Source organism: Streptomyces sp. NPDC006283 (assembly GCF_040613325.1).
In the GTDB taxonomy this organism is placed as follows: domain Bacteria; phylum Actinomycetota; class Actinomycetes; order Streptomycetales; family Streptomycetaceae; genus Streptomyces.
On sequence record NZ_JBEXRZ010000076.1, the window covers coordinates 1 to 25,180 of the forward strand.

General features: G+C 71.8%; 19 protein-coding genes, 1 pseudogene and 1 riboswitch. Of the genes and pseudogenes, 12 read left to right on the forward strand and 8 right to left on the reverse strand.

What is annotated here, in order from left to right; genetic code table 11:
- Positions 1-101 precede the first annotated feature (101 nt).
- The 3 genes and pseudogenes from ABZ070_RS17715 to ABZ070_RS17725 all read left to right on the forward strand — a co-directional run.
- Positions 102-272, forward strand: a pseudogene (locus tag ABZ070_RS17715) (class II aldolase/adducin family protein); the annotation flags it as partial.
- A 128-nt stretch (positions 273-400) separates the two neighbouring features.
- Positions 401-1,663 (forward strand): hypothetical protein, encoded by a 1,263-nt coding sequence (locus ABZ070_RS17720; protein WP_356634751.1) that lies wholly within the window; start codon positions 401-403, stop codon positions 1,661-1,663.
- A gap of 137 nt (positions 1,664-1,800) precedes the next feature.
- Positions 1,801-2,325: a TQO small subunit DoxD gene (locus ABZ070_RS17725; RefSeq protein WP_356634753.1), complete on the forward strand. Its 525-nt coding sequence runs from the start codon at positions 1,801-1,803 to the stop codon at positions 2,323-2,325.
- A gap of 204 nt (positions 2,326-2,529) precedes the next feature.
- Here the strand turns inward: ABZ070_RS17725 and ABZ070_RS17730 are convergent, their stop codons facing one another.
- Positions 2,530-3,867: a PspC domain-containing protein gene (locus tag ABZ070_RS17730; RefSeq protein WP_356634755.1), complete on the reverse strand. Its 1,338-nt coding sequence runs from the start codon at positions 3,865-3,867 to the stop codon at positions 2,530-2,532.
- A 228-nt stretch (positions 3,868-4,095) separates the two neighbouring features.
- Here ABZ070_RS17730 and ABZ070_RS17735 point away from each other — a divergent pair, with 228 nt between their 5' ends.
- Both ABZ070_RS17735 and ABZ070_RS17740 read left to right on the forward strand, forming a co-directional pair.
- Positions 4,096-5,385 carry a PspC domain-containing protein gene (locus ABZ070_RS17735; RefSeq protein ID WP_356634757.1) on the forward strand — a complete coding sequence of 430 codons (1,290 nt, stop codon included), beginning with the start codon at positions 4,096-4,098 and terminating at the stop codon, positions 5,383-5,385.
- The gene (locus ABZ070_RS17740; RefSeq protein WP_356634759.1) at positions 5,382-6,071 is read left to right on the forward strand and encodes a response regulator transcription factor; all 690 of its coding nucleotides are present in this window, start codon (positions 5,382-5,384) and stop codon (positions 6,069-6,071) included. The genes ABZ070_RS17735 and ABZ070_RS17740 overlap by 4 nt, the downstream gene beginning before the upstream one ends.
- A gap of 71 nt (positions 6,072-6,142) precedes the next feature.
- Here ABZ070_RS17740 and ABZ070_RS17745 read toward each other — a convergent pair whose 3' ends face one another.
- Positions 6,143-6,922, reverse strand: coding sequence for a GNAT family N-acetyltransferase (locus tag ABZ070_RS17745; RefSeq protein ID WP_356634761.1), 780 nt, complete (start codon positions 6,920-6,922; stop codon positions 6,143-6,145).
- A gap of 72 nt (positions 6,923-6,994) precedes the next feature.
- Positions 6,995-8,044, reverse strand: coding sequence for an NlpC/P60 family protein (locus tag ABZ070_RS17750; RefSeq protein WP_356634763.1), 1,050 nt, complete (start codon positions 8,042-8,044; stop codon positions 6,995-6,997).
- Positions 8,045-8,420: 376 nt separating this feature from the next.
- Between ABZ070_RS17750 and ABZ070_RS17755 the strand changes: the two genes are divergently transcribed.
- Entirely contained in the window at positions 8,421-8,774 is a 354-nt protein-coding gene (locus ABZ070_RS17755; RefSeq protein WP_356634765.1) for a hypothetical protein, read from the forward strand.
- 137 nt (positions 8,775-8,911) lie between these two features.
- On the opposite strand, the gene ABZ070_RS17760 is transcribed toward ABZ070_RS17755, so the two are convergent.
- Positions 8,912-10,087, reverse strand: coding sequence for a C40 family peptidase (locus ABZ070_RS17760; RefSeq protein ID WP_356634767.1), 1,176 nt, complete (start codon positions 10,085-10,087; stop codon positions 8,912-8,914).
- 1 nt (position 10,088) lies between these two features.
- Positions 10,089-10,252, reverse strand: a riboswitch (cyclic di-AMP (ydaO/yuaA leader).
- A 240-nt stretch (positions 10,253-10,492) separates the two neighbouring features.
- Between ABZ070_RS17760 and pcrA the strand changes: the two genes are divergently transcribed.
- Positions 10,493-12,928, forward strand: coding sequence for a DNA helicase PcrA (gene pcrA / locus ABZ070_RS17765; RefSeq protein ID WP_356634769.1), 2,436 nt, complete (start codon positions 10,493-10,495; stop codon positions 12,926-12,928).
- A 76-nt stretch (positions 12,929-13,004) separates the two neighbouring features.
- Here pcrA and ABZ070_RS17770 read toward each other — a convergent pair whose 3' ends face one another.
- Together ABZ070_RS17770 and ABZ070_RS17775 are read right to left on the reverse strand one after the other, a co-directional pair.
- Entirely contained in the window at positions 13,005-14,570 is a 1,566-nt protein-coding gene (locus ABZ070_RS17770; protein ID WP_356634771.1) for a M23 family metallopeptidase, read from the reverse strand.
- A gap of 233 nt (positions 14,571-14,803) precedes the next feature.
- Positions 14,804-15,616: an alpha/beta fold hydrolase gene (locus ABZ070_RS17775; protein ID WP_356634797.1), complete on the reverse strand. Its 813-nt coding sequence runs from the start codon at positions 15,614-15,616 to the stop codon at positions 14,804-14,806.
- A 376-nt stretch (positions 15,617-15,992) separates the two neighbouring features.
- Here ABZ070_RS17775 and ABZ070_RS17780 point away from each other — a divergent pair, with 376 nt between their 5' ends.
- Entirely contained in the window at positions 15,993-16,406 is a 414-nt protein-coding gene (locus tag ABZ070_RS17780; RefSeq protein ID WP_356634773.1) for a cobalamin B12-binding domain-containing protein, read from the forward strand.
- Positions 16,407-16,526: 120 nt separating this feature from the next.
- Here ABZ070_RS17780 and ABZ070_RS17785 read toward each other — a convergent pair whose 3' ends face one another.
- Together ABZ070_RS17785 and ABZ070_RS17790 are read right to left on the reverse strand one after the other, a co-directional pair.
- Complete coding sequence (locus ABZ070_RS17785) at positions 16,527-18,287, reverse strand: DUF5691 domain-containing protein (protein WP_356634775.1); 1,761 nt, start codon at positions 18,285-18,287, stop codon at positions 16,527-16,529.
- 16 nt (positions 18,288-18,303) lie between these two features.
- Positions 18,304-19,686, reverse strand: a complete 1,383-nt coding sequence (locus ABZ070_RS17790) for an SWIM zinc finger family protein (RefSeq protein WP_356634777.1) — start codon at positions 19,684-19,686, stop codon at positions 18,304-18,306.
- 132 nt (positions 19,687-19,818) lie between these two features.
- Here ABZ070_RS17790 and ABZ070_RS17795 point away from each other — a divergent pair, with 132 nt between their 5' ends.
- The 4 genes from ABZ070_RS17795 to ABZ070_RS17810 all read left to right on the forward strand — a co-directional run bounded on the left by ABZ070_RS17795 (position 19,819) and on the right by ABZ070_RS17810 (position 25,122).
- On the forward strand, positions 19,819-20,241 hold the full coding sequence (locus ABZ070_RS17795; protein WP_356634779.1) for an MmpS family transport accessory protein: 423 nt from the start codon (positions 19,819-19,821) through the stop codon (positions 20,239-20,241).
- A 122-nt stretch (positions 20,242-20,363) separates the two neighbouring features.
- Positions 20,364-21,476 (forward strand): AAA family ATPase, encoded by a 1,113-nt coding sequence (locus ABZ070_RS17800; RefSeq protein WP_356634781.1) that lies wholly within the window; start codon positions 20,364-20,366, stop codon positions 21,474-21,476.
- Positions 21,473-23,899, forward strand: a complete 2,427-nt coding sequence (locus tag ABZ070_RS17805) for a DUF5682 family protein (protein WP_356634783.1) — start codon at positions 21,473-21,475, stop codon at positions 23,897-23,899. The genes ABZ070_RS17800 and ABZ070_RS17805 overlap by 4 nt, the downstream gene beginning before the upstream one ends.
- A complete protein-coding gene (locus tag ABZ070_RS17810; protein WP_356634785.1) occupies positions 23,896-25,122 on the forward strand; it encodes a VWA domain-containing protein in 1,227 nt (408 codons plus the stop codon). The genes ABZ070_RS17805 and ABZ070_RS17810 overlap by 4 nt, the downstream gene beginning before the upstream one ends.
- The last annotated feature ends 58 nt before the right edge of the window (positions 25,123-25,180 follow it).

Below are 25,180 nucleotides of genomic sequence, written 5' to 3' on the forward strand. Positions count from 1 at the left end.
ACCAGACCCCTCCCCCTACGCCCTGCGGGCGTGGGGGGACCCCCACACTGATCCGGCCTGATCCAAACGAAAGACCCTAGCGCCGACAAAGCCGTTCGTGGCGCTGCGCCCAGGTCCAGCTCGCGGCGCGGGCCGCCGGAAAGCCCGTGCTCATCGGGCATCGGGAGGCGCTGGCCACGCGCGGACAGATCGGCGGAGATCTGGCCGCGTGGATCAACTACCAGCCTCTGTGGCGGCAGATCAGCCGGGAGGAACCGGAGCTGCTTCGGTGAGCGAGGACGGGGGAGCGTCAATGCGGTGACGTCATGATTCACCCTCCCTGGCCTCGGCCATCGGGGTGGCGGCGGTTTGCGTACGGCACAATTCCCATGCATCACACGGCGATTGGCCGGTGCGATGCATGGAGAGGCGGCGTTCGGTCGTGGCGGTGCAGGAAGCGGGACGGTGCGACGAGTGCGTGCACGACGTGCGCGACAGCCACCGGCGAGCGGTGGCCGAATTCATCCACCGGCGGGACGAGTTGGCTTCCGGCCGCGGCCTGCCCACGGCAGTCGCCCATTCGCCGGGTGCCTCGCGTCAGTGGGTGTCCGACGAACTGACTCAGTCCGCCCGTGCCGTCTCCGACCGCGGCCGTGCGGCGGTCGCGGCCCGGCTGCGCAGCGTGCGGCACCGTTCCGTGGCCGTCGTATGGGCCTGCTTCGGTGCGCTCGTCCTCGGCCAAACCGCGACCGCCATAGGGGCGGGCTGGACCGGCGCCCGTACGGCCGGCCTCCTGGCGGGCCTTCTCGTCGCCGGGCTGCTGACCGGCGCGGCCCACGCCCACCGGGCGAAAGGCGGCCTCCTCGCCCCGCTGACCGGCGAGGACAACCGGCTCTCCACCTCCCGCGCCGTGGCCGCCACCTGGGTGCTGTTCGTGTGCTGCGCGGTCCTGGTCCTCGCGCTGCAGCAGGCCTGGGCCTCCGTACCGGCCGACCGTGACCGGCTCTTCGAGGGGATGACCGTCGGCCGGGGCGGCGGTCTGCTGTTCGTCGTCGCGCTCGTCTGCGTGGTCGCCGTGACGGCGCGCCGGGTCGTCGCCGTACGGGTCCAGGGACAGCGGCTGCAGAAGGTGCGGGCGGACCGGCCCCGCCCCCGCGACCTGGTCTGCGACGACGACGGCCGCGCCGCCTTCGCCGATGTGCAGTACGTGCTGGTGAGCGCGGCGGCGGTGACGTTCGCGCTGGTACGACTCGGCCGCAGCCCGGAGCAGTTGCCCGACCTGCCCTGGGGCACCGCGCTGCTGGTGGCGGTCTCCGCGGCGACGTACCTGGCGGCGAAGTACGCGGAGGGCGGCCGGCCCGTCGTGATGTCCGTGGTGCGGGCCCGCGAGGCCGGCGACCTGGACGGGCCGATCCGCACCGGCGACGACATCGAGATCCGCGGCACCGGCTTCGTCCCGCCCGGCGCCGGTGCGCCGGACCGGCTGGCCCGCATGGTCGTACGCATCGGTGCGGTACACGTGCACGTGCCGCTGATCCCCGTCCCCGGCGGATTCGCCAACCCGGCCGACACCATGCTCACCGTGCCGGTCCCGGTGGAGGTGGAGCCCGGCCAGGTCGACGTGCAGGTGGTGACGGCCGCGGGGGTGGAGAGCAACCGCTGCCTCATCGAGGTGACCGACTGACGGTCCGTCCGGGCTGCTTGCACCTCCGGCGCTTCATGTGCCCCGCGTGTCACAGTCTGTGTCGTCAACCTGGTGAGCGGCGTGGCCAAGCCGTACGTATGGTCGTCTGACGGGTCAACCTGAAAGCGGGACCAGCGATGACACACACGCATCGGGCGACATCGACGTACGAAACGTTCGACGACGACGAGCCGCGCGGATGGAAGGAGCAGGCCCAGCGGTACGCGCTCCTGCCGCTGCGTCTCTTCCTCGGCGTCACCTTCATCTACGCGGGCATCGACAAGCTCACGGACAGCGCCTTCATGGCGGCGAGCGGCACCGGCTCCGTCGGTGAGCTGATGAACGCCGTGCGCGACTCGTCCGCCGTGCCCGCCCTCGTCGACCTGGCGCTCGACAACCCGGAGGGCTTCGGCTACGCCATCGCCTTCGGCGAACTGGCGGTCGGCATCGGCACCCTCGTCGGACTGCTGGCCCGGCTCGCCGCCCTCGGAGGAGCGCTGATCTCGCTGAGCCTGTGGCTGACCGTGAGCTGGCAGACGGATCCGTACTACTACGGCAATGATCTCGCCTATCTGATGGCCTGGCTGCCGCTGGTGCTGGCCGGTGCCTCCGTGTTCTCCCTCGACGCGCTGATCGCGGCACGGCGGCGACGCACTCCGTAGTGCACAGCGGCCACCGCACCGGCCACGAACAGTCCACCGAAGACGACCGGGAACGCCAGCCACCACGGGGTGTGCCAGGCGTTCGCGGCGTCACCGCCGTAGAGCAGGGCCGTGGTCAGCACGCACAGCCCCGCGACCAGCCGCGCGGGCCGGAATTCGTGCCGGAACCCGCGGCCGGTCCCACCGCCCGGGCGGGCCACCGACTCATGACGCAGCACGGGTGACCTCCACCTGTCCGATGCCGACTTCCAGATCCAGCTCCACCGTGCCACCCGGCTGCACGCCCGCGGGCGGGGCCAGCGTGCTCCTGCGGTCCTGGCTCGGGCCGACGTCGACATCCTCCGCCGCCTCATCGGGGAGGCGGATGTCGCCGATGCCCACCTCGGCGGTCAGCTCCACCCGCGCGTCCTTCGGCACCACGACCTTGAGCTGACCCGCACCGAGCTCGGCCCGTGTCGTCACCGTCGTGCCCGCCGGTACGGCGACGGCCGACAGGTCCAGCGTGCCGACGCCGGTGCCCAGTTCGTAGAGCGGCTCCACGGCCGCGACCGCGGCAGGCCGCCACGCCGTCTCGCCCCAGCTCGTACCGATGTCCTTCGGCAGCGCGGAGGCAGCCGCCAGCATCCCGGCGGTGACGAGTGTGAGCAGGATCGTGCCGAAGCCCGTGCGCCCCAGCAGGGCGCTGACCAGCAGGCCGAGCCCGAACACCGCCAGCGCGGCGACCAGCCCGATCTGCAGCGCCGTACCCAGCGGCCGACCCTCCCAGCTGAGCCCGGTGCCCAGCCCGCCCGCGAGCAGCGCGAGAAGGAAGACAGGGCCGCCGATGCCCCGCGGGCCCCGGCTCTGCCGCACCGCCGGAGCCCGTTCGTGGGTGGCCGGCGCGGCGGCTTCCGCCACGGCCGAGGCCGGACCCCACAGATAACCGGTCGGCACGGGGCCCGTGGTGCCGTCCTTGACGATCGGGTCGCGCCACCAGGACGGGCTCTCCGGAACGGGCGGCGCCTTGGTCTCCGGCGGGGCCTCCGCCACCGCGTGTGCGGTGGCCGTGTCCATCGGCGCGCCCTCGGTCGTCGCCAGCAGGCGGCGCTGGGACCACACGGCGGCACCGGCGACCGTCAGCGACAGCAGCGCGGCGAAGAACAGCGTGCCGCCGTTGCCCAGCATGGAGAGGAAGACCCCGCAGCCGATCAGCGCGAGGAGGACGGCGGTCAGCGAGGCGCCGTCGACCCGTCCGGACAGCAGGCGGCGGACCTCGTTCTCGTCGTCCTCCTCCGACGGGATCAGCAGCCAGGCGAACCCGTAGAAGATCAGGCCGATGCCGCCGGTCACGGAGAGGACGCCGATGGCGATGCGGAAGATCACGGGGTCCACGTCGCAGGAGCGGCCCAGACCGCCGCACACGCCGGCCACCACCTTGTGCCGGGGTGAGCGGCGCAGCGGCGGCACCTCGGGCACCGTGCCGCCCGGCGCCTGCGCCTGCGGACCCGCGTGGGTCCGCGGGTCGGCGTGCGGCTCCCCGGGCGGGGTGGTCGGCTCAGTCATGTCTCCATGGTGACGGGCGGCGCGGCGTGAGGGCACCCGCCCCGACCCTGGCCGTTCCCTGATATCCGGCCCTAGGGTCTTTCGTTCGGGTCATGCCTGATCCGAACGAGAGCCTCTGGCCGGGTGTCTCGACGACGAGCGTTGCCGACATGAGCCGGGCCCGGTGTCAGGGTCGGTTAAGGGACGACCCTGATTCCGCTCCGGACCCCCGCGTGTGACGATCGGGGCATGCCAGTCGCCACGCCCGGATCCACCGGGACCTCCCGCGCCCCGCTGCCGAAGGAGCCGGCTCTGCGCAAGCTGTACCGCAGTGCCGACGGCCGGATGCTCGGCGGTGTGGCGCGCGGCCTGGCCGGGCATCTGGGTCTGCCCGTCGTCTGGGTGCGCCTCGTCTTCCTCGGACTGTTCCTGGTCGACGGTCTGGGCGCAGTGCTTTACGCGGTCTTCTGGATCGTCGTGCCGCTCGGCGTCGGCGGCCGGGCCGCCGAGTCGCGCTCGGTGTTCGAGACCACGGCCGACGGCCGCCGGCGGCTGCGGAAGCCCGACAAGGGCCAGCTCTTCGCGCTGGTGGCGCTGCTCTTCGGTGCCGCCGTCTTCGTCGGCAACGTCGACGTGCACGGCAGCAACCGCTACGTGTGGCCGACCCTGCTCATCGGCGCCGGCGTGGTCCTGGTCTGGCGGCAGGCGGACAACGCCCGCCGCGCCCGCTGGACCGATGTCGGCCGTCGGCGCCGTTTGCTCCAGCTGGCACGCGCCCTGGCGGGCGTCGCGCTCGTCGGAATGGGCCTGACCGTCTTCATGGTGGTGCGCGGCTCGGCGGCCCAGCTGGGGAACATCCTGACCGCCGCGGTCGCCGTCATCGCCGGTGTCGCCCTGCTCGCCGGCCCGTGGCTGGTGCGGATGACGCAGGATCTCTCCGAGGAGCGGACCATGCGCATCCGGGCACAGGAGCGTGCGGAGGTCGCGGCCCATGTCCATGACTCCGTACTGCACACGCTCACCCTGATCCAGCGGAACGCCGACGACGCCGGCGAAGTGCGCAGGCTCGCCCGCGCGCAGGAGCGCGAGCTGCGAAACTGGCTCTACAAGCCCGAGGGCACCGGCAAGGACGAGGACGAGGAGCCCGACACCCTTGCCGAGGCGGTCAAGAAGGCGGCCGCGGAGGTCGAGGACAAGCACGGCGTCCCCCTCGAGGTCGTCGTCGTGGGCGACTGCCCGCTCGACGAGAAGCTGAGCGCACAGATGCAGGCAGCGCGCGAGGCGATGGTCAACGCCGCCAAGTACGGTGGCGCGGGCGGGGCGGTGCAGGTCTACGCGGAGGTCGAGGGCCGTACGGTCTTCGTCTCCGTGCGGGACCGGGGGCCGGGTTTCGACCCGGACGCGGTCCCGGAGGACCGTATGGGTGTCAGAGAATCGATCATCGGCCGTATGCAGCGCAACGGCGGGACGGCGCGGCTGCGCTCGGTGCCCGGAGGGGGTACGGAAGTGGAGCTGGAGATGGAGAGGGCGGACGGATGACCGAGACTGCCGGAGTGGGTCCGGAGCGGCGGGTGCGGGTCGTGCTCGTCGACGACCACCGGATGTTCCGTACGGGCGTTCAGGCCGAGATCGGCCAGACGGAGCGCACGGGTGTCGAGGTCGTCGGGGAGGCCGCCGACGTCGACCAGGCGGGGGGCGGGGTCACGGCGACCCGGCCGGAGGTCGTCCTGCTCGACGTGCATCTGCCCGGCGGGGGAGGGGTCGAGGTGCTGCGCCGCTGCGCCGCGCTGATGGCGGCGGCGGAGAACCCGGTGCGGTTCCTGGCGCTGTCGGTCTCCGACGCCGCGGAGGACGTGATCGGCGTGATCCGGGGCGGCGCCCGCGGCTATGTCACCAAGACCATCACGGGCACCGACCTGGTCGATTCGATCTTCCGCGTGCAGGACGGCGACGCGGTGTTCTCGCCGCGGCTGGCCGGCTTCGTGCTGGACGCGTTCGCCTCGACGGACGCGCCGCCGGTCGACGAGGACCTGGACCGGCTCACCCAGCGCGAGCGCGAGGTGCTGCGGCTGATCGCGCGCGGATACGCGTACAAGGAGATCGCCAAGCAGCTGTTCATCTCGGTGAAGACCGTCGAGTCGCATGTGTCCGCGGTGCTGCGGAAGCTGCAGCTGTCCAACCGGCACGAGCTGACCCGGTGGGCGACCGCCCGCCGTCTGGTGTGACGGGCCGCCGTCCCCTGAGCCGCCGCCGTCCCCTGACCGGCCGCCGTCCGGCATGATCCAAACGAGAGGCCCTAGGCCAAGGACATGTCGGTCTTGTCGCCGACGCGCGTGTAGCCGATGCCGGCGTAGACGCGCTCGATGTCCGAGTCGCCGGGCTCCAGCCAGACGGTGCGGCAGCCGAGGCCGAAAGCCTGCGCCGTCAGGTACGCGGAGAGCGCGGCCCCGATGCCCCTGCGCCGGTGGGAGGCGGCGACCCCGAGACCGGTCAGCTCGCTGAGGCCGTCGATCGGGATGGAGCAGCTGCCGGCGGCGACCGGGGTGCCGTCCCTCTCGTCCGTGCCGAGCGCTGCCACGCCGCCGCCTTCCGTGACGCTGCGGAGTCCGCCGATCGCGCCCTCCATCGGCTCGCCCGCCATGCCGTAGGCCTCATGCTGCACGCCTGCCGCGGCGCGGTAACCGGCCTCGTCGGACAGCACGGTGCAGGTGATGCCCGGTGCCGGGGAGGGCGTCACGAGCGACTCGGGCGTGCAGGCGAGCAGCGGAGCGCGGCGCTCGACGGTGAAACCGGCCTCCCGCAGGGCGGGTTCGACATCGGGCGAGCAGGACGGCAGGAACTCCAGGCGCGGCAGCCGGTCCCGTTCCCTGAACACCTCGATCAGCGCCTTGATGTCGTCGGTGGTCGGGCTCGCACCCGGGTCGGGGACGGCGTAATTGACGGGCGGAATAGGCCAGTCGGCGTTGTAGCGCACCGTGAAGGGGCCGACGCGAACGTGGCTCGGCGAGCGGAGTGCGAGCGCGCGCACGTAGTTCTGGACGTCGAGGTCCACGTACAGCTCCTGCCGGTCGGGCATCGGGACGGACTTCGGGATGGTGACACCCGCCCAGTGCCCGGGCAACCGGGTTTCGGACCGCGTCCGGGGCTGCTACGCGGGGCGTGTCGCTCCCGCGAACGGCATCTGGTCGATCGGCGCGACACGGACCGGGGCACCGGGGCGCGGCGCGTGGATCATCCGGCCGCCGCCGATGTAGAGGCCGACATGCGAGACGCCCGAGTAGAAGAACACCAGGTCGCCCGGCGCGAGTTGGGCACGGGAGACCCGTCGGCCCGCGTTGATCTGGGTGTATGTCGTGCGGGGCAGGGAGACGCCCGCGGAACGCCAGGCGGCCTGGGTGAGGCCGGAGCAGTCGAATGCACCGGGCCCCGTCGCCCCCCACACGTACGGTTTGCCGAGCGCTCCGTAGGCGTAGGCGATGGCCTGGGCGGCCCGGCTGCTCGGCGCCTGCAGCGGGCCGCGAGGCGTGCTCGAGCGGTCGGCGCGCGCGGGGGCGTCCGCCGGGCCGCCGCCGTTGTAGGCGGTGCGCTGCTCGGCCGTCAGCTCGGACAGCAGGCTCTCGGCGGCCGTGAGCTTCTCCCGGACGGTGGCCTTGTGGCGGGCCAGTTCGGCCCGGCGGGTCTCCAGCGCGGTCATCCGTTCGCTGGCCTCTGCCTTCAGCCGTGCGAGCTCCATCAGCTGCCGGTGCACACCGGCGATCGCCGACGCGTGGCCCGCGCCGACGCGCTCGGCGCGGGCCGCTCGTTCCAGGTACTCGTCCGGGTCGGAGGTGAGCGCCAGCTGCAGGGCGGGATCCAGGCCACCGCCCCGGTACTGGGCGGTGGCGATGGAACCGAGGGCGTTGCGGGAGGTGTTCAGGCGCTCGGTCCTGCGGGCCGACTCGTCGCGCAGCGAGTCCAGCGATCTCCGGGCGCTCTCCACCTGCTCCTTGGTGCCGTTGTACTTCTCGGTGGCGGCCTCCGCCTCCTGGTACAGCCTGTCGACCCGTGCCTTGATCTGTGCGGCGGTCGGACGGGGCTCGGCATGCCCTGTGCCGCCGAACGCGGTGGTGGTCGCCGCTCCGGCGAGCGCGAAGGTGGCCGCGGTACGAACGGCCGGCCCGGTGAGCGGATGCTGCCTGGATCTGCGGTGCGCTGCCACGAGGGCTTCCACGTCCTTCCGTCGGCCTGCCGCCGTCCCTGACGGCCCGTCCCTCAGGGGCGGGGCCGTCCTTCGGGTCCGGCGGCGGGCCGCACAGGGGAGCGGTCCGCCGCCGGATCCTCGGCGGTGGCGGCCGAGTGCCGTCCGGCTGCACGACGGCGGGTGGGGAGTCGGCCACCTGGGGCAGGACGCTAAACCCGGCGGTCACGGGGGCGGGGCGGAAGGTCCTCAAATTTCCGAAGATGGATATTCGGGATCGGTTCCTGAACGCCGCATCGGCGACGCCGGCCCGCATTCCGGTACTCGGCCGACCGATGCGACCGAACCTGCCCACCTGCTCGACGGGCAGTGGTAAGGCGGCGGTTAGAGTCCGGCCATGGACGTACTCATCAATGTCTTCGTGGCACTGCACATCATCGGCATCGCCTCCCTGCTGGGCGGGTTCCTGACCCAGATGAAGGCGATGCGCGACGGCACGGCCCGCTTCAACGCGCCGATGCTGCACGGCGCGCTGACCATGCTGGTCACGGGTGTGGCGTTGGTGGGTCTGAACCAGGCGGACGACCAGAGCGTGAACAACCTCAAGATCGGCATCAAACTGGCGGTCCTGGTCGTGATCCTCGGCCTGGTGTACGTGAAGCGGGACGAGGAGAGGGTCGACAAGGCGCTGTTCGGCGCGGTCGGCGGTCTGACCGTGGTCAACATCTTCATCGCCACGCTCTGGACCTGAGCGACGGTCCCCTCCGGGCCTGAGGGGCGGCCCGGACCCGACCTGAATGGCGGTGCGGGCTGACGCGGCGGACATGCCGATGCCCGGGCGGCCGAGCCGCCCGGGCATCCGTTCGTCGTGTCGCCTGCCGGCGCCCGTCAGGCGGGGCGGACGCTGCCGTAGATCGGCATGTAGTAGATCGACTCCTCGCGGACGTTCGCGCCCGGCTTGGGGGCGTGGATCATCTTGCCGTCGCCGATGTATATGCCCACGTGGCTGATGTCGTCGTAGAAGAAGACCAGGTCGCCGGGGAGCAGATCGGCCGTCTCCACACGGGAGCCCACCTTCACCTGGTCCCAGGTGGTGCGCGGCAGGTCCACGCCGGCGGCCTTCCAGGCGGCCTGGGTGAGGCCGGAGCAGTCGAACGAGCTGGGTCCCGTGGCGCCCCAGACGTACGGCTTGCCGATCTGGTTGCGGGCGAAGGCGAGGACCTTGTCGGCCTTCGCCGCGTACGTGCCGCCGTCCGTGCCGGTGCCGGTGCCGGTCCCGGTGCCCGTGCCGGTGTCCCCGCCCGGGGTGGTCTCGCGCTCCTGCCGCTGCCGTTCCGCCTCCGCTTCGGCGCGTGCCGCCGCCTCGGCCTTCGCCTTCGCCTCGGCCTTGCGGCGCGCCTCCTCTTCCTTCTTCCGCTCGATCGCGGCGAGCCGTGCCTTCTCCTCGGCCGTCAGCTTCGACAGCAGCGTGCGTGCCTCGGCGAGTTTGGTTTGCACGGTCTGCTTGCTGGTGCGCAGGGACTCCTGGGAGTCGGTGAGGGACTCGAGGCTCTTCGTCGCCTCCGCGCGCTGCTTGGCAGCCGCCGCCCGCTCGGTCTCGTACTCGGTGACGGCCCTGCGCTGTTGGTCCGTCATGCGATCCATCAGCTGCGTCTGGTCGAAGTACGCCTGCGGGCTGTCCGCGAACATCAGCGCGGCGGTGGGGGTGACGGCGCCTGTGCGGTACTGGGCGGCCGCGTAGTTGCCGAGGGCGCGGCGGGACTCGTTCAGCTTCTCGGTGCGCTTGGCCGCGTCGTCGAGCAGCTGGTCCACCTCGGCGCGCTTCTCCGCCGTGGCTTCCTTGGCCTTGTTGAACTCCTGGGTGGCGCTGCCCGCCTGCCGGTACAGGTCGTCGACCTTCTTCTGCACCTCTTCGATGCTGGGCTTCGGGTCGGAGGGCGCGGCGGTGGCGCTCTGTGTGGAGAGCAGCGTCACACCGGCGAGTGCTGCCGTCGTGAACCCGACGGCGGGGGAGGACTTTGCGGTTCGGCTGCGGGGCTTGCGATGCGACGCCAAGGCCGGCATCTCCTTCTTCCGTGGACCGCCTACCGGGTTAGCTGTCGGGTTCGGGCGGAACGGAAGACGCCCTACGGACCGAGTGGTGCGCGGTCCGATTCACCCCGGTTGTGCATGGTGGGTCCCCGGTTCCGAACTCCTGTGACGGGAGCCCGGATTCGGCGCAGGCCGCCCGTTCGGCGTGGTTCGCCAGGGGGGTACGGGCCGCCTGGTCGAGCACGCTAGCCAACTCGTGTGTGCGCTGTGAAGGTTGATGTTCGATATGTCCGATACATTTTCGTGACCTTTTTCCGCGGGCGGCTCATCGGCCGGGCCGCTGTGGCGCGACGGATGCGTCCCGTCACATACCGTGTCCCGCCCGTGTCCCCGATGCGGCCACGGGCTGTCGGTCCGGCCGCCTAGACTCGTTAAGCGATGAGCAGCCTCTTTGACGACAGCTTCCTGGCGGACCTCCAGCCCGACGGGGACGAGCAACCGCCGCCGCCCGAGGAATCGGCTCCGGAGCAGCTTCCGGACGATCTCTTCCAGGGCGCGTTCGACGTGCCCCCGGCCCGCGACGGGTACTACCGCGACGGCGCCCCGCGCCCTGTCGTGGACCCCGCCGCCCTGCTCGAGGGACTGAACGAACAGCAGCGTGCGGCCGTCGTGCACACAGGGTCACCGCTGCTCATCGTGGCCGGCGCCGGTTCCGGCAAGACCCGGGTCCTCACCCATCGCATCGCGCATCTGCTGGGCACGCGGCATGTCCACCCCGGCCAGATACTGGCGATCACCTTCACCAACAAGGCCGCCGGCGAGATGAAGGAGCGCGTCGAGCAGCTGGTCGGCCCGCGCGCCAATGCGATGTGGGTCATGACCTTCCACAGCGCCTGCGTCCGGATTCTGCGCCGCGAGTCGAAGAAGCTGGGCTTCACGTCGTCGTTCTCGATCTACGACGCGGCGGACTCCAAGCGGCTGATGTCGCTGGTCTGCCGTGATCTGGATCTCGACCCGAAGAAGTTCCCGCCGAAGTCCTTCAGCGCCAAGATCTCGAACCTGAAGAACGAGCTGATCGACGAGGAGACCTTCGCCGACCAGGCCCAGGACGGATTCGAGAAGACGCTTGCAGAGGCGTACCGGATGTACCAGGCGCGGCTGCGCGAGGCCAACGCCCTGGACTTCGACGACATCATCATGACCACCGTCCACCTGCTCCAGGCGTTCCCGGATGTCGCCGAGCACTACCAGCGGAGGTTCCGGCACGTCCTCGTCGACGAGTACCAGGACACCAACCACGCTCAGTACACGCTCGTGCGCGAGCTGGTCGGCAAGGGGTACGAGGACCTGGCCCCGGCCGAGCTGTGCGTCGTCGGTGACGCCGACCAGTCGATCTACGCCTTCCGCGGCGCGACCATCCGCAACATCCTCCAGTTCGAGGAGGACTATCCGGACGCGACGACGATCCTGCTGGAGCAGAACTACCGCTCCACCCAGACGATCCTCTCCGCCGCCAACGCCGTCATCGAGCGCAACGAGTCCCGCCGCCCCAAGAACCTGTGGACCAACGCGGGCGCCGGCGCCCAGATCACCGGCTACGTCGCGGACACCGAGCACGACGAGGCGCAGTTCGTCGCCGACGAGATCGACCGGCTCACGGACGCGGGCGAGGCGAAGGCCGGCGACGTCGCCGTCTTCTACCGGACGAACGCCCAGTCGCGTGTCTTCGAAGAGATCTTCATCCGCGTCGGTCTGCCCTACAAGGTCGTCGGCGGAGTGCGCTTCTACGAGCGCAAGGAGGTCCGCGACGTACTCGCGTACCTGCGTGTCCTCGCGAACCCCGAGGACAACGTCCCGCTGCGCCGCATCCTCAATGTGCCCAAGCGCGGTATCGGCGAACGCGCGGAGGCGATGATCGACGCTCTCGCGCTGCGGGAGAAGATCACCTTCCCGCAGGCGCTGCGTCGCGTCGACGAGGCGTACGGCATGGCGGCCCGCTCGGCGAACGCGGTCAAGCGGTTCAACGTGCTGATGGAGGAGCTGCGCACGATCGCCGACTCGGGCGCCGGCCCGGCCGTCGTACTGGAAGCCGTACTGGAGCGGACCGGCTACCTCGCCGAGCTCCAGGCGTCCACGGACCCGCAGGACGAGACCCGCATCGAGAATCTCCAGGAACTGGCGGCGGTGGCGCTCGAGTTCGAGCAGGAGCGCGACGAGGAAGAAGGTGCGGGGACGCTCGCCGAGTTCCTCGAGAAGGTGGCGCTCGTCGCCGACTCCGACCAGATCCCCGACGAGGACGACGAGGGCACCGGCGTCATCACGCTGATGACCCTGCACACCGCGAAGGGTCTCGAGTTCCCCGTCGTGTTCCTGACCGGCATGGAGGACGGCGTCTTCCCGCACATGCGGGCGCTGGGGCAGACGAAGGAGCTGGAGGAGGAGCGGCGCCTGGCGTACGTCGGCATCACCCGCGCCCGTGAGCGGCTCTATCTGACCCGGTCGACGATGCGCAGCGCATGGGGCCAGCCTTCGTACAACCCGCCGTCGCGCTTCCTCGAGGAGATTCCCGGCCAGCATCTGACCTGGAAGCGGACGGGACCGATGGCCGCGCCCGCGGGGCCGACCTCGGGTATCGCGTCGTCCCTGTCGTCGTCCCGCTCGCGCGGCGGCGCATCGGGCTTCGCCACACGGCGTACGGGCGACAAGCCGGTGATCTCGCTGGCGGTCGGCGACCGGGTCACCCACGACCAGTTCGGGCTCGGGACCGTGGTGGGGGTGACCGGCTCCGGCTCCGAGGCGCAGGCGACGATCGACTTCGGGGACGAGAAGCCCAAGCGGCTGCTGCTGAGGTACGCGCCGGTCGAGAAGCTCTGACGGTTGCGAGAAGCTGTGACAGAACCGGGCCCCCGCGGGGGCCCGGTTCTTGTCGGTCACGTGGTGCGGAGGCGGCCTATGTGGGCTCTATGCCGTGGCTGCGGAGCCACGGCAGCGGGTCGATGGCCGCTCCGCCGCCGGGCCGGACCTCGAAGTGCAGGTGCGGGCCGGTGGAGTTGCCCGAGTTGCCCGAGTATGCGATGACGTCGCCTGCCTTCACCGAGCCGCTGCGGATCTTGGTGCTGCTGAGGTGGCAGTACCAGGTCTCGGTGCCGTCGGCCGCGGTCACGATGGCCATGTTGCCGTAGGCGCTGTTCCACTGCGTGCGGACGGTGCCGTCCGTCGCGGCCATGACCTCGGTGCCGTACTGGACGGGGAAGTCGATACCGCTGTGCAGGGACATCCAGTTGACACCGGACTGGCCGTAGTAGGCGCTGAGCCCGTCCTGCTTCACCGGCATCACGAACTTGGGGCGCAGCGCCTCGCGGCGAGCGGCCTCCTCCTCGCGTTTCTTCTTCTCCGCTGCCTGGCGCGCCTTGAGGTCGAGGCGTTCCTGCGTGCGGGAGGCGCGGTCACCGAAGTCACGGGCGTCGGCGCTGAGCGCGGCGAGCTGGGTGTCCATGGCGTTGTTGGCGGCGACCGGCTCGACGGAAGCCGGGTCGGCGGCCGCGACGTTGCTCCGGCCGTCCTGCGTCTCGCTGCCGCTGCCGAGACCGCTGACGGACGCGGCGGCGACGCCGGCGACGCCCATCACGCAGGCGGAGGGTACGGCGACGGTCAGGAGCGCCGAGCGCTTGGCGGGCGTACGGCGGCGGCCGCGGCTACCGCCGCTGCGGCGGACCGGACGGGGGGTGACGGGGGGGACCGGCATGGCGGTCATGGTCTGGCTGAGCTCGTCGTGTTCCGGCTCGTCGCCGCTCTCCACGGTGAGGAGCTCGGTCGCGGACTGCGCCTCGTGGTCGGCCTCGTGACCGGCCTCGACGTCCGCCGGGGCGGCGGTGTCCGGCTCGGCCTCGAAGGAGTAGGCGCTTTCGTACGCCTCGTTCGTCGCGTACGGATCGCTCGTCTCGTAGGCGTCGTTCGCCTCGTGCGCGTGGTGCGTCTCGTACGTGTCGCCAGTCGCGTACCTATCGTTCGTCGCGTACGGATCGCTCGTCTCGTACGTGCCGTACGCCTCGTACGTGAGTTGCTCGACAGGCTGGGTGAACTCCTGCTGCGGAGTGAACTGTTGGGGCACGAGGCCCTCCGGCGCGGCCGCCGCGGAGTTCCACGCGGTGGCGTCGTAGGCGCCGGTCTCGAAGGTGCCGGGCGCCCACTGGCCGGTCGTGTCGTAGGCGAAGGTGGCGGCGGCCGTCTCGTACTGGCCGGTCCCGCCCGCCTCGTTCCAGGCGCTCGCGTCCCACTGGCCGGTCGTGTCGTACTGCCCGTACTGCTGGTCGTACTGCGGCTGTTGAGCCTGCTCGGCCGTCGCGTAGGCGTCGTAGCCCGCGGCCTGCTGGGCGCCGGTGTCCCACTGGGACGAGTCGTACTGGCCGCTGTGGCCCGCTTCGTAACTGCCCGGAAGGGCGCCGAAGAGCGGGTCGGAGTCGAAGCTGCCGGTGGCGTAGCCGACGTACCCGGCGTGGGCGTGCTGGTCGTTCACCAACTTCTCTCTCGCCTCGGCAGCAGGACCTGTCTCTGGGGCCACCGGTTTGCACGGGGGGTCCCAGGGGGAAGCAGTGGCGCGACTGTACCCGGCGGTACGCGACGGCGACAATCTTCGGCAGGATCTACGCAATCAGGAAACGGGCATTCAGTCGCGTTTCGGCGGTCTGCGGGCGGAGCTTTGGCCCTACGTTCGAGAAGTGTTCGATGAATCGATGTCGCTCGGTCACGTCAGGCGACGGAAGCGGCCCCGGTGGGACCGGCCTCCGACACGCCCGACTCGAGCACCTCCCGGACGCCGTCGGCGACCGCGGGATGAACAGGCAGCGCCAGATGGCCAATTCCGCTCACTTGCACATTCTGTGCAAGAAGGTCGGGATGGTCGATGCGGGCCGTCTCGACCGGCACCATGATCCGATCCAGATCGCTCCAGAAGCTGACGAACCGGGTGCGGCAGTCGGGCGCGGGCAGACGCAGCTCCTCGATCACCGATGAGCCCGGGCGCATCTGGCGCACGATCGGGTGCGCGCTCGCGAGCGGTGCGACGGTGGTGCCCGAGTGCGGGGTGCCGAGAGTGACCAGGGTCCGCACCCGCCGGTCGCCCCCGAGGCGCTGGACGTAGTAGCGGGCGATGAGGCCGCCGAGGCTGTGGCCGACGATGTCGACCTCGGGCCTGCCGGTCCGCTCGCAGATCTCCTCTATATGGCGGCCCAGCAGGTCCGCGGCAGCGCGGATGTCGCACGTGAGAGGCGAGTAGTTGAGGCACTCGACATGGTGCGGGCCCCGCCTGGCGAGAGCGCGGCGGAGCAGGACGAACACGGAGCGGTTGTCGACGAAGCCGTGCAGCAGGACGGTGGGCACGTCGGCCCCCGTCCTCGGCAGGCTGGGTACGGCATGGACACGGCGGCGACGCTCAGGAGTGAGGCCGGTCGGATACAGCAGCAGATGCCCGGCGAGGATCGCCAGCTCCAGGGCGGTGGCCCTCAGAAGCGCGGCCGGCAGTCGCGGGCAGTGCAGGCGCGGAAGAGGAAGAGAAAGAGGCAGGGCCTTCACGACGACCTCCCGAACGGCACGGCGGGGGCGGCTCTGCCCCGCGTGCCCTCATGGGAAGCGCGCGTGATGAGCCCGGCGCGGCGGTCTCCGCGCCGTCGGTGCCGCACCACCGTGCCGTGCGGCTGTCGGCACGGTGGTACGACGACCTGTAGTGGACCTGCGGCGGCTCCCCGTGCGCCCGTGCCCTGGCGGCGCGCGCAAAGGGCGGTGCGCGATGCCTGAAGCCGGTACGACGCTCAGCGAAAATGTCCCACGTGTGATTTCCCCCTCCCGGTGCACCGCGAAACGGCGGCTTGCGGGATGCTGGAGATAACGTTCGTTCACTCTCCGCGCCCCGGTACGGGCGGCGGGGACGTAGGAGGCAGTGATGGGTGTGACTGGTCCGATCCGCGTGGTGGTGGCCAAGCCGGGTCTCGACGGCCACGACCGTGGCGCCAAGGTGATCGCGCGGGCGCTGCGCGACGCCGGTATGGAGGTCATCTACACCGGGCTCCACCAGACGCCCGAGCAGATCGTCGACACGGCGATCCAGGAGGACGCCGACGCGATCGGCCTCTCGATCCTCTCCGGCGCGCACAACACGCTCTTCGCGAAGGTCATCGAGCTCCTGAAGGAGCGCGAGGCGGAGGACATCAAGGTCTTCGGCGGCGGGATCATCCCCGAGGCGGACATCGCGCCGCTGAAGGAGAAGGGCGTGGCGGAGATCTTCACGCCGGGCGCGACGACGGCCTCGATCGTGGACTGGGTCAACGCGAACGTCCGAGCGACGGCCGGGGCGTAGGCGTCCGCTTCCCGTGACGGGGCGGCCCGGCCCGGACCCGCTTCCCGCAACGGGGTGACCCGGCCCGGCCCCGCTCCCCGTGACCGGGGCGGCACCTCGGGGGGCGCTGCCTCCCACGGGCTACGCCCCAGGTCGGGCCGGGGCGGGGAGTGGGGTGAGTTCCGTGCGGATGGTGGCGCGGAGGCGCAGCGTGGAGACAAGGCGCTGGAACGCCTCCGACCAGTAGCCGCCCGCGCCCGGCGACGCGTTCTCCTGTTCGTCGGGTATCGCCGTCAGGACCTCCAGCCGGTCGGCCTCGTCAGGGGCCAGGCAGCGTTCCGCCAGGCCCATCACGCCGCTGAAGCTCCATGGGTAACTGCCCGCGTCCCGGGCGATGTCGAGGGCGTCGACCACGGCCCGGCCCAGCGGCTCGGCCCACGGGACCGCGCACACGCCGAGCAGCTGGAACGCCTCCGACAGGCCGTGCGCGGCTATGAACTCCGCCACCCAGGCCGCCCGTTCGTCCTCCGGCAGGGTCGCGAGGAGCTTCGACCGCTCCGCCAGTGACGTCGTGCCCGGCCCTGTCGACGGAGGAGCGGCAGGCGCGCCCAGCAGGGCGCGCGACCATTCGGCGTCACTCTGGCGCACCGCCGCCCGGCACCAGGCGGCGTGCAGCTCGTCCGCCCAGTCGTCGGACACCGGCAACGCCACGATCTCGGCGGCCGTTCGTCCGCCGAGCCGGCCGGGCCAGACGGACAGCGGTGCGGCCTCCACCAGCTGGCCCAGCCACCACGAGCGCTCGCCCCGCCCCGACGGCGGGTTGGGGACGACCCCGTCCCGCTGCATGTCCGCGTCGCATTCGGGGGGCGCTTCCACGGAGATCACCGCCCCGGCGGCGCCGCTGCGGTCGAGGGCGACGCAGGACGCGGCGCGCTTCGCCATGCGCCCGGCGAGCGCCGACCGCGGAAGTGCCGACAGCAGCTCCGCTGCCGTGGCCCGGACGTTGCGGCTGCGGTCGGCCAGAGCGTGTTCGAGGAACGGCTCGTCCGCCGGGGACAGCCCGGCGCGCAACGAGTCGAGGAACATCAGCCGGTCCTCCGCCCGCTCGGTGGCCCATGTCGTGCCGAGCAGCGTCAGCGCGGCGTTGGCGTCATGCGCCCGTACGCCGGCGAGGAGCGCGACCCGCTCCGCGAACAGGCCCTCGTCCCACAGCTTCCTCACCGCTTCCGGGTCGCCCATGTCGGGCAGTGCGGATCCCGCAGATCCACCGCGCAGGGCGAACTTCCACTCGGGGTTGAGCCGTGCGAGCCACAGTCCGCGCGGCCCGGCGAACGCCAGCGCCTGGGGGCGCAGGTCGGTTCGTGCCCGTGCCGCGTCCAGCAGCGCGGGAAGCAGGGAGGCCGGTGCCTGGTAGCCGTGCTCATTGGCGGCGGCGAGCCATTGGGGGAGCAACTCGGTCAGGTCAGGCGCCGTACCGCGCCTGCCTCCGGTGCCCGACGGGCCGGAGCGGTCGGCCAGCAGCTGGGCGAGCCGGCGCCTGGCGGGTCCGGGCAGTGCGCGGCGAGGATCGGCCGGCGCCGGCGCCGGCCCCCCGTCCGGCGCGGGCCCCGGCCGCAGCCCCGCCCTACGCCGCACGGTGTGCAGCGCGGCAGCGTCGAGCAGCGCGGTGGGAGCGTCCCTTCCGGCGGGCGCGAGGCCGACCGGCACGGTGCGGCGGTCGGTGCCCAGCAGGGCCGAGGTGACGAGCTCCTCCCACGGTGACGACCCGGCGGTGCTCGCGGGGCCGGCTGTGGTGGTTGCGGCTCCAGGTGCGGGGCGGGCTGTGGTGGTTGCGGCGTCAGGTGTGGGCCCGGCTGTGGCGCTTGCGGCGCCAGATGCGGTGGTTGCGGCGGTGCTGGTCATGGGAGCCTCTCGACGTTCAGATCAGCGGGACCGTCTCGGACATGTCCTCGGGCCAGGCCGTCAGCGGCGTGAAGCCCCGGTGGCCGAACTCGCCGAAAACGGTGACGGGCCGGCCGCCGGCGAGGGACACGAGCTTCCACAGCCCGGGGCGGGCGAGCGCCGCGGCGGCGATGGGCAGCGCGCCGCCGCCTTCCGCGTCGGCGAGCTGCCATCCGCCGTCGGCATCCGGTACGGGTATGACGCGGGTGAGCGTGACGGGCCAGGACTCCAGCCAGGGGTCGTCGCACAGCGCCTGCCCGTACGCCTCGACGGCCGAGTCGCACGGGCCGCCCGCCGGCGGGGCGTCGATGGCGATGGGCGGGGAGAACTGCTCGCCCAGCTCCGCCCTCGGCCGGCCGCCTTCGTATGCGGTGACTTCGGCGTCCATCATCATCCCCACCGGCAGGGCCAGTTGAGGCGAGCGGCCCGCAGCGCCGAAGGACAGCAACAGCGCGGCCCGCTGCGACTCGCGTCCGTACAGCCAGACGCGGCGCGTGGTGAGTTTGCCGTCGGAGGTGTCGTACTGGGCGAGGATCATCCATCGGTCCCGGACGGCCGGACCGTCCGCGGGCGAGGTGAGCCCGACTCTCGTGCGGACGGTGGCGGCCAGCGGCTCCGGCAGCCGCTCGCGCCCCAGCCATGCGGAGTCGAGCAGATGGACCAGGGCGCACTCCTCCAACAGCCGGACCGGCCAGCCGGGGCCGGATCCCGGGATCGCCCCCAACTCGCGGACACGACCGGCGAGACCGGGGGCCTGCGCGTCGATCATGCGGGCTGCGGTCTCCTCCCACAGGCCGTAGCCGGCTTGCTCCGCCGACGCGAGGCCGCCGCGCAGCAGATCGGCCAGCCGCTGTTCCAGTTCCGTCGCGCCGGCGGTGATCCGCTCGGCCCTGCGTTCGGCGCGCCGCCTGGCCGCCTTTGGATCGGCGCTCTTCGCGACGGCCCCCGAACCGGCACCGCCCTGCTCCTGGTCCTCCCTGCGCTTCCTTCGCGCGGCCAGCCACTCCTCCGCCCAGTCGGGGACGGCCGATTCCTGAACGGTCGGCTCGTCCGCCGCCCAGAGCAGCAGCAGCCCCAGCGCGTGTTTGCACGGGAACTTCCGGCTCGGGCAACTGCACTTGTACGCAGGGCCGGTGGTGTCGACGACGGTCTGATAGGGCTTGCTGCCGCTGCCCTTGCACAGCCCCCACAGCGCCCCCGAACCGTCGCAGCCCGCACCCGACCAGGGGCCCGCGGCGGCCAGTTTGTTGCCCGCCCTGCGTGATGCCTCGTCAGGAGCCAGTGCCGACACCTGCTCCGGCGCCCAGCGCACCCCCGTCTCCGGGACGTGCGGGGGCCCTCCCCCGTTTGTTCGCAGCATGCGTACGACGCTACGGCCCGCCACTGACAATCCACCTGACCAGCGATTTCGCTCTGTCCGGAGAGGGTGTGGCTTTGCCTTCGCTTTGTTAAATTGGGCTCACATCACGTCCGGGACATGGGGGGATCCGACATGAACCGTTCCGTCCGCACGACAGCACGAGCCGTCGCCGCCACCGGCCTCGCCGCCGGTCTGGCCTTCGGCCTCACCGCCTGCTCCGAGGCGGTCGACACGGTCGACAAAGCCGTGAACGAGACGTATGAGGTGACGTACGAGGTCACCGGCAAGAACGTCGACTCGATCCAGTTCCACGGCGGTGGGGGCGAGGCGATGAACCCGAAGATCGAGACGGTCGACAAGCCCACCCTGCCGTGGAAGAAGACGGTCACGCTGCGCGGCATCATGCCCGCCGCGGTGATGCCGATCGCCGCGGACCTCACGGGGGCCGACGTCAGCTGCAAGATCACACACGAGGGCAAGGTGCTCAAGGAGGAGAAGGCCGAAGGTCTCGTGACCGCCGGCGGCTGCATCGCCGAGTCGCCGGTCGGCGGCTGACTCGCTTTCGCCGCAGGGGCTTTCGGCTCCTGACCTGCGGTCATGTCGCCGCCACGATTGATTGTCAGTGGCATGGTGCACGGTGGATCCCACATCGGGTCGAACGATCTGGAGGGGGATCCATGACCGTGTCCGCAACCGGCGCGACCACAGAAACCGAGGCCCTGCGCCCGCACGCGGAGGACGCGTTCGCGGACGAACTCGCGGCGCTGGCCGCGGTCGACGACCGGCCGCGGCCCGTCAACTGGCGGATGTCTCCCTGGGCTGTCGCCACGTACCTGCTCGGCGGTACCCTCTCCGACGGGACGGTCATCTCGCCGAAGTACGTAGGGCCGCGCCGCATCGTCGAGGTCGCCGTCACCACGCTCGCCACCGACCGCGCGCTGCTGCTCCTGGGCGTCCCGGGCACCGCGAAGACCTGGGTCTCCGAGCATCTGGCCGCGGCCGTCAGCGGCGACTCCACCCTGCTCGTGCAAGGCACCGCCGGCACACCGGAGGAGGCCGTCCGCTACGGCTGGAACTACGCCCAGCTGCTCGCCCACGGCCCCAGCAGGGACGCTTTGGTGCCCAGCCCGGTCATGCGCGCCATGTCCGAAGGCATGACGGCGCGTGTCGAGGAGCTGACCCGCATCCCGGCCGACGTGCAGGACACCCTCATCACGATCCTGTCCGAGAAGACCCTGCCGATACCGGAGTTGGGGCAGGAGGTGCAGGCGGTCCGCGGTTTCAATCTCATCGCCACCGCCAACGACCGCGACCGCGGCGTCAACGACCTGTCCAGCGCGCTGCGCCGGCGCTTCAACACCGTGGTGCTGCCCCTGCCGGCGACGCCGGAGGCAGAGGTCGACATCGTGTCGCGGCGCGTCGACCAGCTCGGGCGCTCGCTCGACCTCCCGGCCGTGCCAGAGGGCCTGCAGGAGATCCGCCGGGTCGTCACCGTCTTCCGCGAACTGCGGGACGGGGTGTCCACCGATGGCCGGACGAAGATCAAGTCGCCGTCCGGGACGCTGTCCACGGCCGAGGCGATCTCCGTCGTGACCAACGGGCTGGCGCTCGCGGCGCACTTCGGCGACGGCGTGCTGCGGCCGGGAGACGTGGCGGCGGGCATCCTCGGCGCGGTCGTGCGCGATCCGGCGGCGGACCGCGTCGTCTGGCAGGAGTACCTGGAGACGGTCGTGCGTGAGCGGGAGGGCTGGAAGGACTTCTACCGCGCATGCCGTGAGGTGAGCGCATGACGAGCCCGCTCCTGCTCGGTGTCCGCCATCACGGGCCGGGCTCGGCACGGGCGGTGCGGGCAGCGCTGGAGGCCGCCCGGCCCGAGGCCGTACTGATCGAGGGGCCGCCGGAGGGCGACGCCCTGCTGGCGCTGGCCGCCGACGAGCAGATGCGCCCGCCGGTCGCGCTCCTCGCCCATGCGGTGGACGACCCGGGCCGGGCGGCGTTCTGGCCGCTGGCCGAGTTCTCCCCCGAATGGGTCGCCATCCGCTGGGCGTTGGCTCATGGTGCCGCGGTGCGTTTCATCGACCTTCCCGCGGCTCATTCCCTGGCGTTCTCCGAGGAGACGGCACCCGAGCCGGAGGCCACCGGCAACGAGGGGCGCGACGTGCGGGTCGATCCCATCGCCTTGCTGGCGCAGACCGCCGGATACGACGACCCCGAGCGGTGGTGGGAGGACGTCGTCGAGCTGCGCGGCAGCCGCCCCGCGCCCAGCACGGCGGCCTCGCCGCAGCCCCTGCGCGTGACGTCCTCCGACGGCTCGCCGGCGGCGGTCCCGAGCGGCCCGACGGCCGCCACGAGCGGTCCGCCCCAGCCGGACGACCCTGCCGCCGAGAGGGCGGGCGAGCCCGACCCGTTCGCGCCGTTCCTCGCGCTGGGCGAGGCCATGGCGGCTCTCCGGGAGACGTACGGGCACGGCGGGCACGACCGGGACCTCGTCCGCGAGGCGCACATGCGGCTCCGGCTGCGTGCCGCCGTGAAGGAGTTCGGCGGCGGTGTCGCCGTCGTCTGCGGTGCATGGCACGTCCCGGCACTCGAGGCGAGAACGACCGTCGCCGCGGACAAGGCACTCCTGAAGGGACTGCCGAAGGTCAAGACGGAGATGACCTGGGTGCCCTGGACCCACCGACGGCTGGCCCGCCGTTCCGGGTACGGCGCCGGCATCGACTCACCCGGCTGGTACGCGCATCTCTTCGGCGTGCCCGACCGGCCCGTCGAGCGCTGGATGACCAAGGTCGCGGGCCTTTTCCGGGACGAGGACCGGCCGGTGTCGTCCGCCCACGTCATCGAAGCGGTCCGGCTCGCCGAGACGCTGGCGGTCATGCGCGGACGGCCGCTGGCCGGGCTGACCGAGACCGTCGACGCCGTTCGTGCCGTGATGTGTGACGGCTCCGACGTGCCGCTCGGCCTGGTGAGGGACCGGCTCGTCATCGGGGACGTCCTCGGCGAAGTGCCCGACGCGGCGCCCGCGATGCCGCTCCAGCGGGATCTGACCCGGCAGCAGCGCAGACTGCGGCTCAAGCCCGAGGCCCTCGAGCGCGAGCTGGAGCTCGACCTGCGCAAGGAGACCGACGCCGCCAAGAGCAGACTGCTGCACCGGCTGCGGCTGCTCGCCGTCGGCTGGGGCGAGCCCGTCGGAGGGCGGGGGAGCACCGGCACGTTCCGGGAGAGCTGGCGGCTGCGCTGGGAGCCCGAGCTGTTCGTGAAGGTCGCGGAGGCCGGGGTCTGGGGCACCACGGTGATCTCGGCCGCCACCGCGAAGGCCCAGTCGCAGGCCGTCTCGGCGACGGCGTTGGGGCAGGTGACGGCGCTGGCCGAGCAGTGCCTGCTGGCCGGACTGCCCGAGGCGCTCCCGGTCGTCATGAGAGCCCTCGCCGACCGCGCCGCCCTCGACGCGGATGTGAGCCACCTGGCCCAGGCGCTCCCGGCGCTCGCACGTTCGCTGCGGTACGGCGACGTACGGTCCACGGACACGGCCGCGCTCGCCGAGGTCGCCGGCGGGCTCGCCGAGCGGATCTGCGTCGGCCTGCCGCCCGCCTGCATCGGACTCGACGCGAACGGCGCGGCGGAGATGCGCGGTCATCTCGACGGCGTGCACAGCGCCGTTGGATTGCTGCCGGACGCCGAAAACGTGGCCGAGCGCTGGAGATCCGTCCTGCACAAGCTCGCCGGCCGCGACTCCGTTCCCGGGGTGATCCGCGGCCGGGCGGCACGGCTGCTGCTGGACGAAGGACGGCTCGGGGAGGAAGAGGCCGCGCGGCTGATGGCGCTCGCCCTCTCCCGGGGGGCGGAGCCGTCGGACGCGGCCGCCTGGATCGAGGGTTTCGTCGGCGGCGCGTCCGGCGGTGGACTGCTGCTGGTCCACGACGAGCGCCTGCTGGGCCTGGTCGACTCCTGGCTGACCGGTGTGCCGGCGGAGGCGTTCACGGACGTGCTGCCGCTGCTGCGCCGTACCTTCTCGGCCTTCGATCCCGGTGTCCGCCGCACGCTGGGCGAGCTCGTCCGCCGCGGCCTTGGTGCGGGCGGCGGGGCGGCCCCGGCCGACACCGCGGTCCCCGGTTTCGGGCCCGATCTCGACACCGCGCGTGCCGACGCTGTCCTTCCCGTGCTGCAGCTGCTGCTCGGCATCGACGACAACAACCTGACGGGGGTGCCCCGATGACGCAGAGCGGCAGTGACGAGAGGCTGCGGAGGTGGCGGCTGGTGCTGGGCGGCGAGTCGGGTGCCGACGGCACCGACTGTGCGCTCTTCGGGGCCGACGCGGCGATGGACGGCGCGCTCACCTCGCTCTACGGCTCCCGCTCCGGCGCGGGAAACGGCGGCGGCAGGTCGGCGGGGCTCGGTGCGTCCGCCCCGTCCGTCGCCCGTTGGCTGGGTGACATCCGCACATACTTCCCCAGTTCCGTCGTGCAGGTCATGCAGCGCGACGCGATGGAGCGGCTCGGGCTCTCCGCGCTGCTGCTGGAGCCCGAGATGCTGGAGGCCGTGGAGGCGGACGTCCACCTCGTCGGCACCTTGCTCTCGCTCAACAAGGCGATGCCGGAGACGACGAAGGAAACGGCACGGGCCGTCGTGCGCAAGGTGGTCGACGACCTGGAGAAGAGGCTCGCCACCCGCACCCGGTCGACGCTGACCGGGGCGCTCGACCGCTCGGCGAGGATCAGCAGGCCCCGCCATCGGGACATCGACTGGGACCGCACGATCCGGGCGAACCTCAAGAACTACCTGCCCGTTCCCGGCGAGGACGGCGTCTTCACCGTCGTCCCCGAGCGGCTCGTCGGATACGGGCGGGCGTCGCAGGCGGTGAAGAAGGAGGTCGTGCTCTGCATCGACCAGTCGGGCTCGATGGCCGCCTCCGTCGTCTATGCGTCGGTGTTCGGCGCGGTCCTGGCTTCGATGCGCTCCATCGCCACCCGGCTCGTCGTCTTCGACACCGCGGTCGTCGACCTGACCGACCAGCTCGACGACCCCGTGGACGTCCTCTTCGGCACCCAGCTCGGCGGCGGGACCGACATCAACAGGGCGCTCGCGTACTGCCAGTCGCAGATCAGCCGGCCCGCGGACACCGTCGTCGTCCTGATCAGCGATCTGTACGAGGGCGGCATCCGCGACGAGATGCTCAAGCGGGTCGCGGCGATGAAGGCGTCCGGCGTGCAGTTCGTCACTCTGCTCGCGCTGTCCGACGAGGGCGCCCCGGCGTACGACCGTGAGCACGCGGCCGCCCTCGCGGCCCTGGGAGCGCCGGCGTTCGCGTGCACGCCCGACCTCTTCCCCGACGTCATGGCGGCGGCCATCGAGAAGCGGCCTCTGCCGATACCGGACGCGACCGCACCGGACATCACCGCACCGGACATGGCGATACCGGATATGGCGGCCCATCAGTAGCAGGCCATGACAAGGTGACCCATCGGTAACACCGGACTTGCGTCGCCCCCGGAGGCTC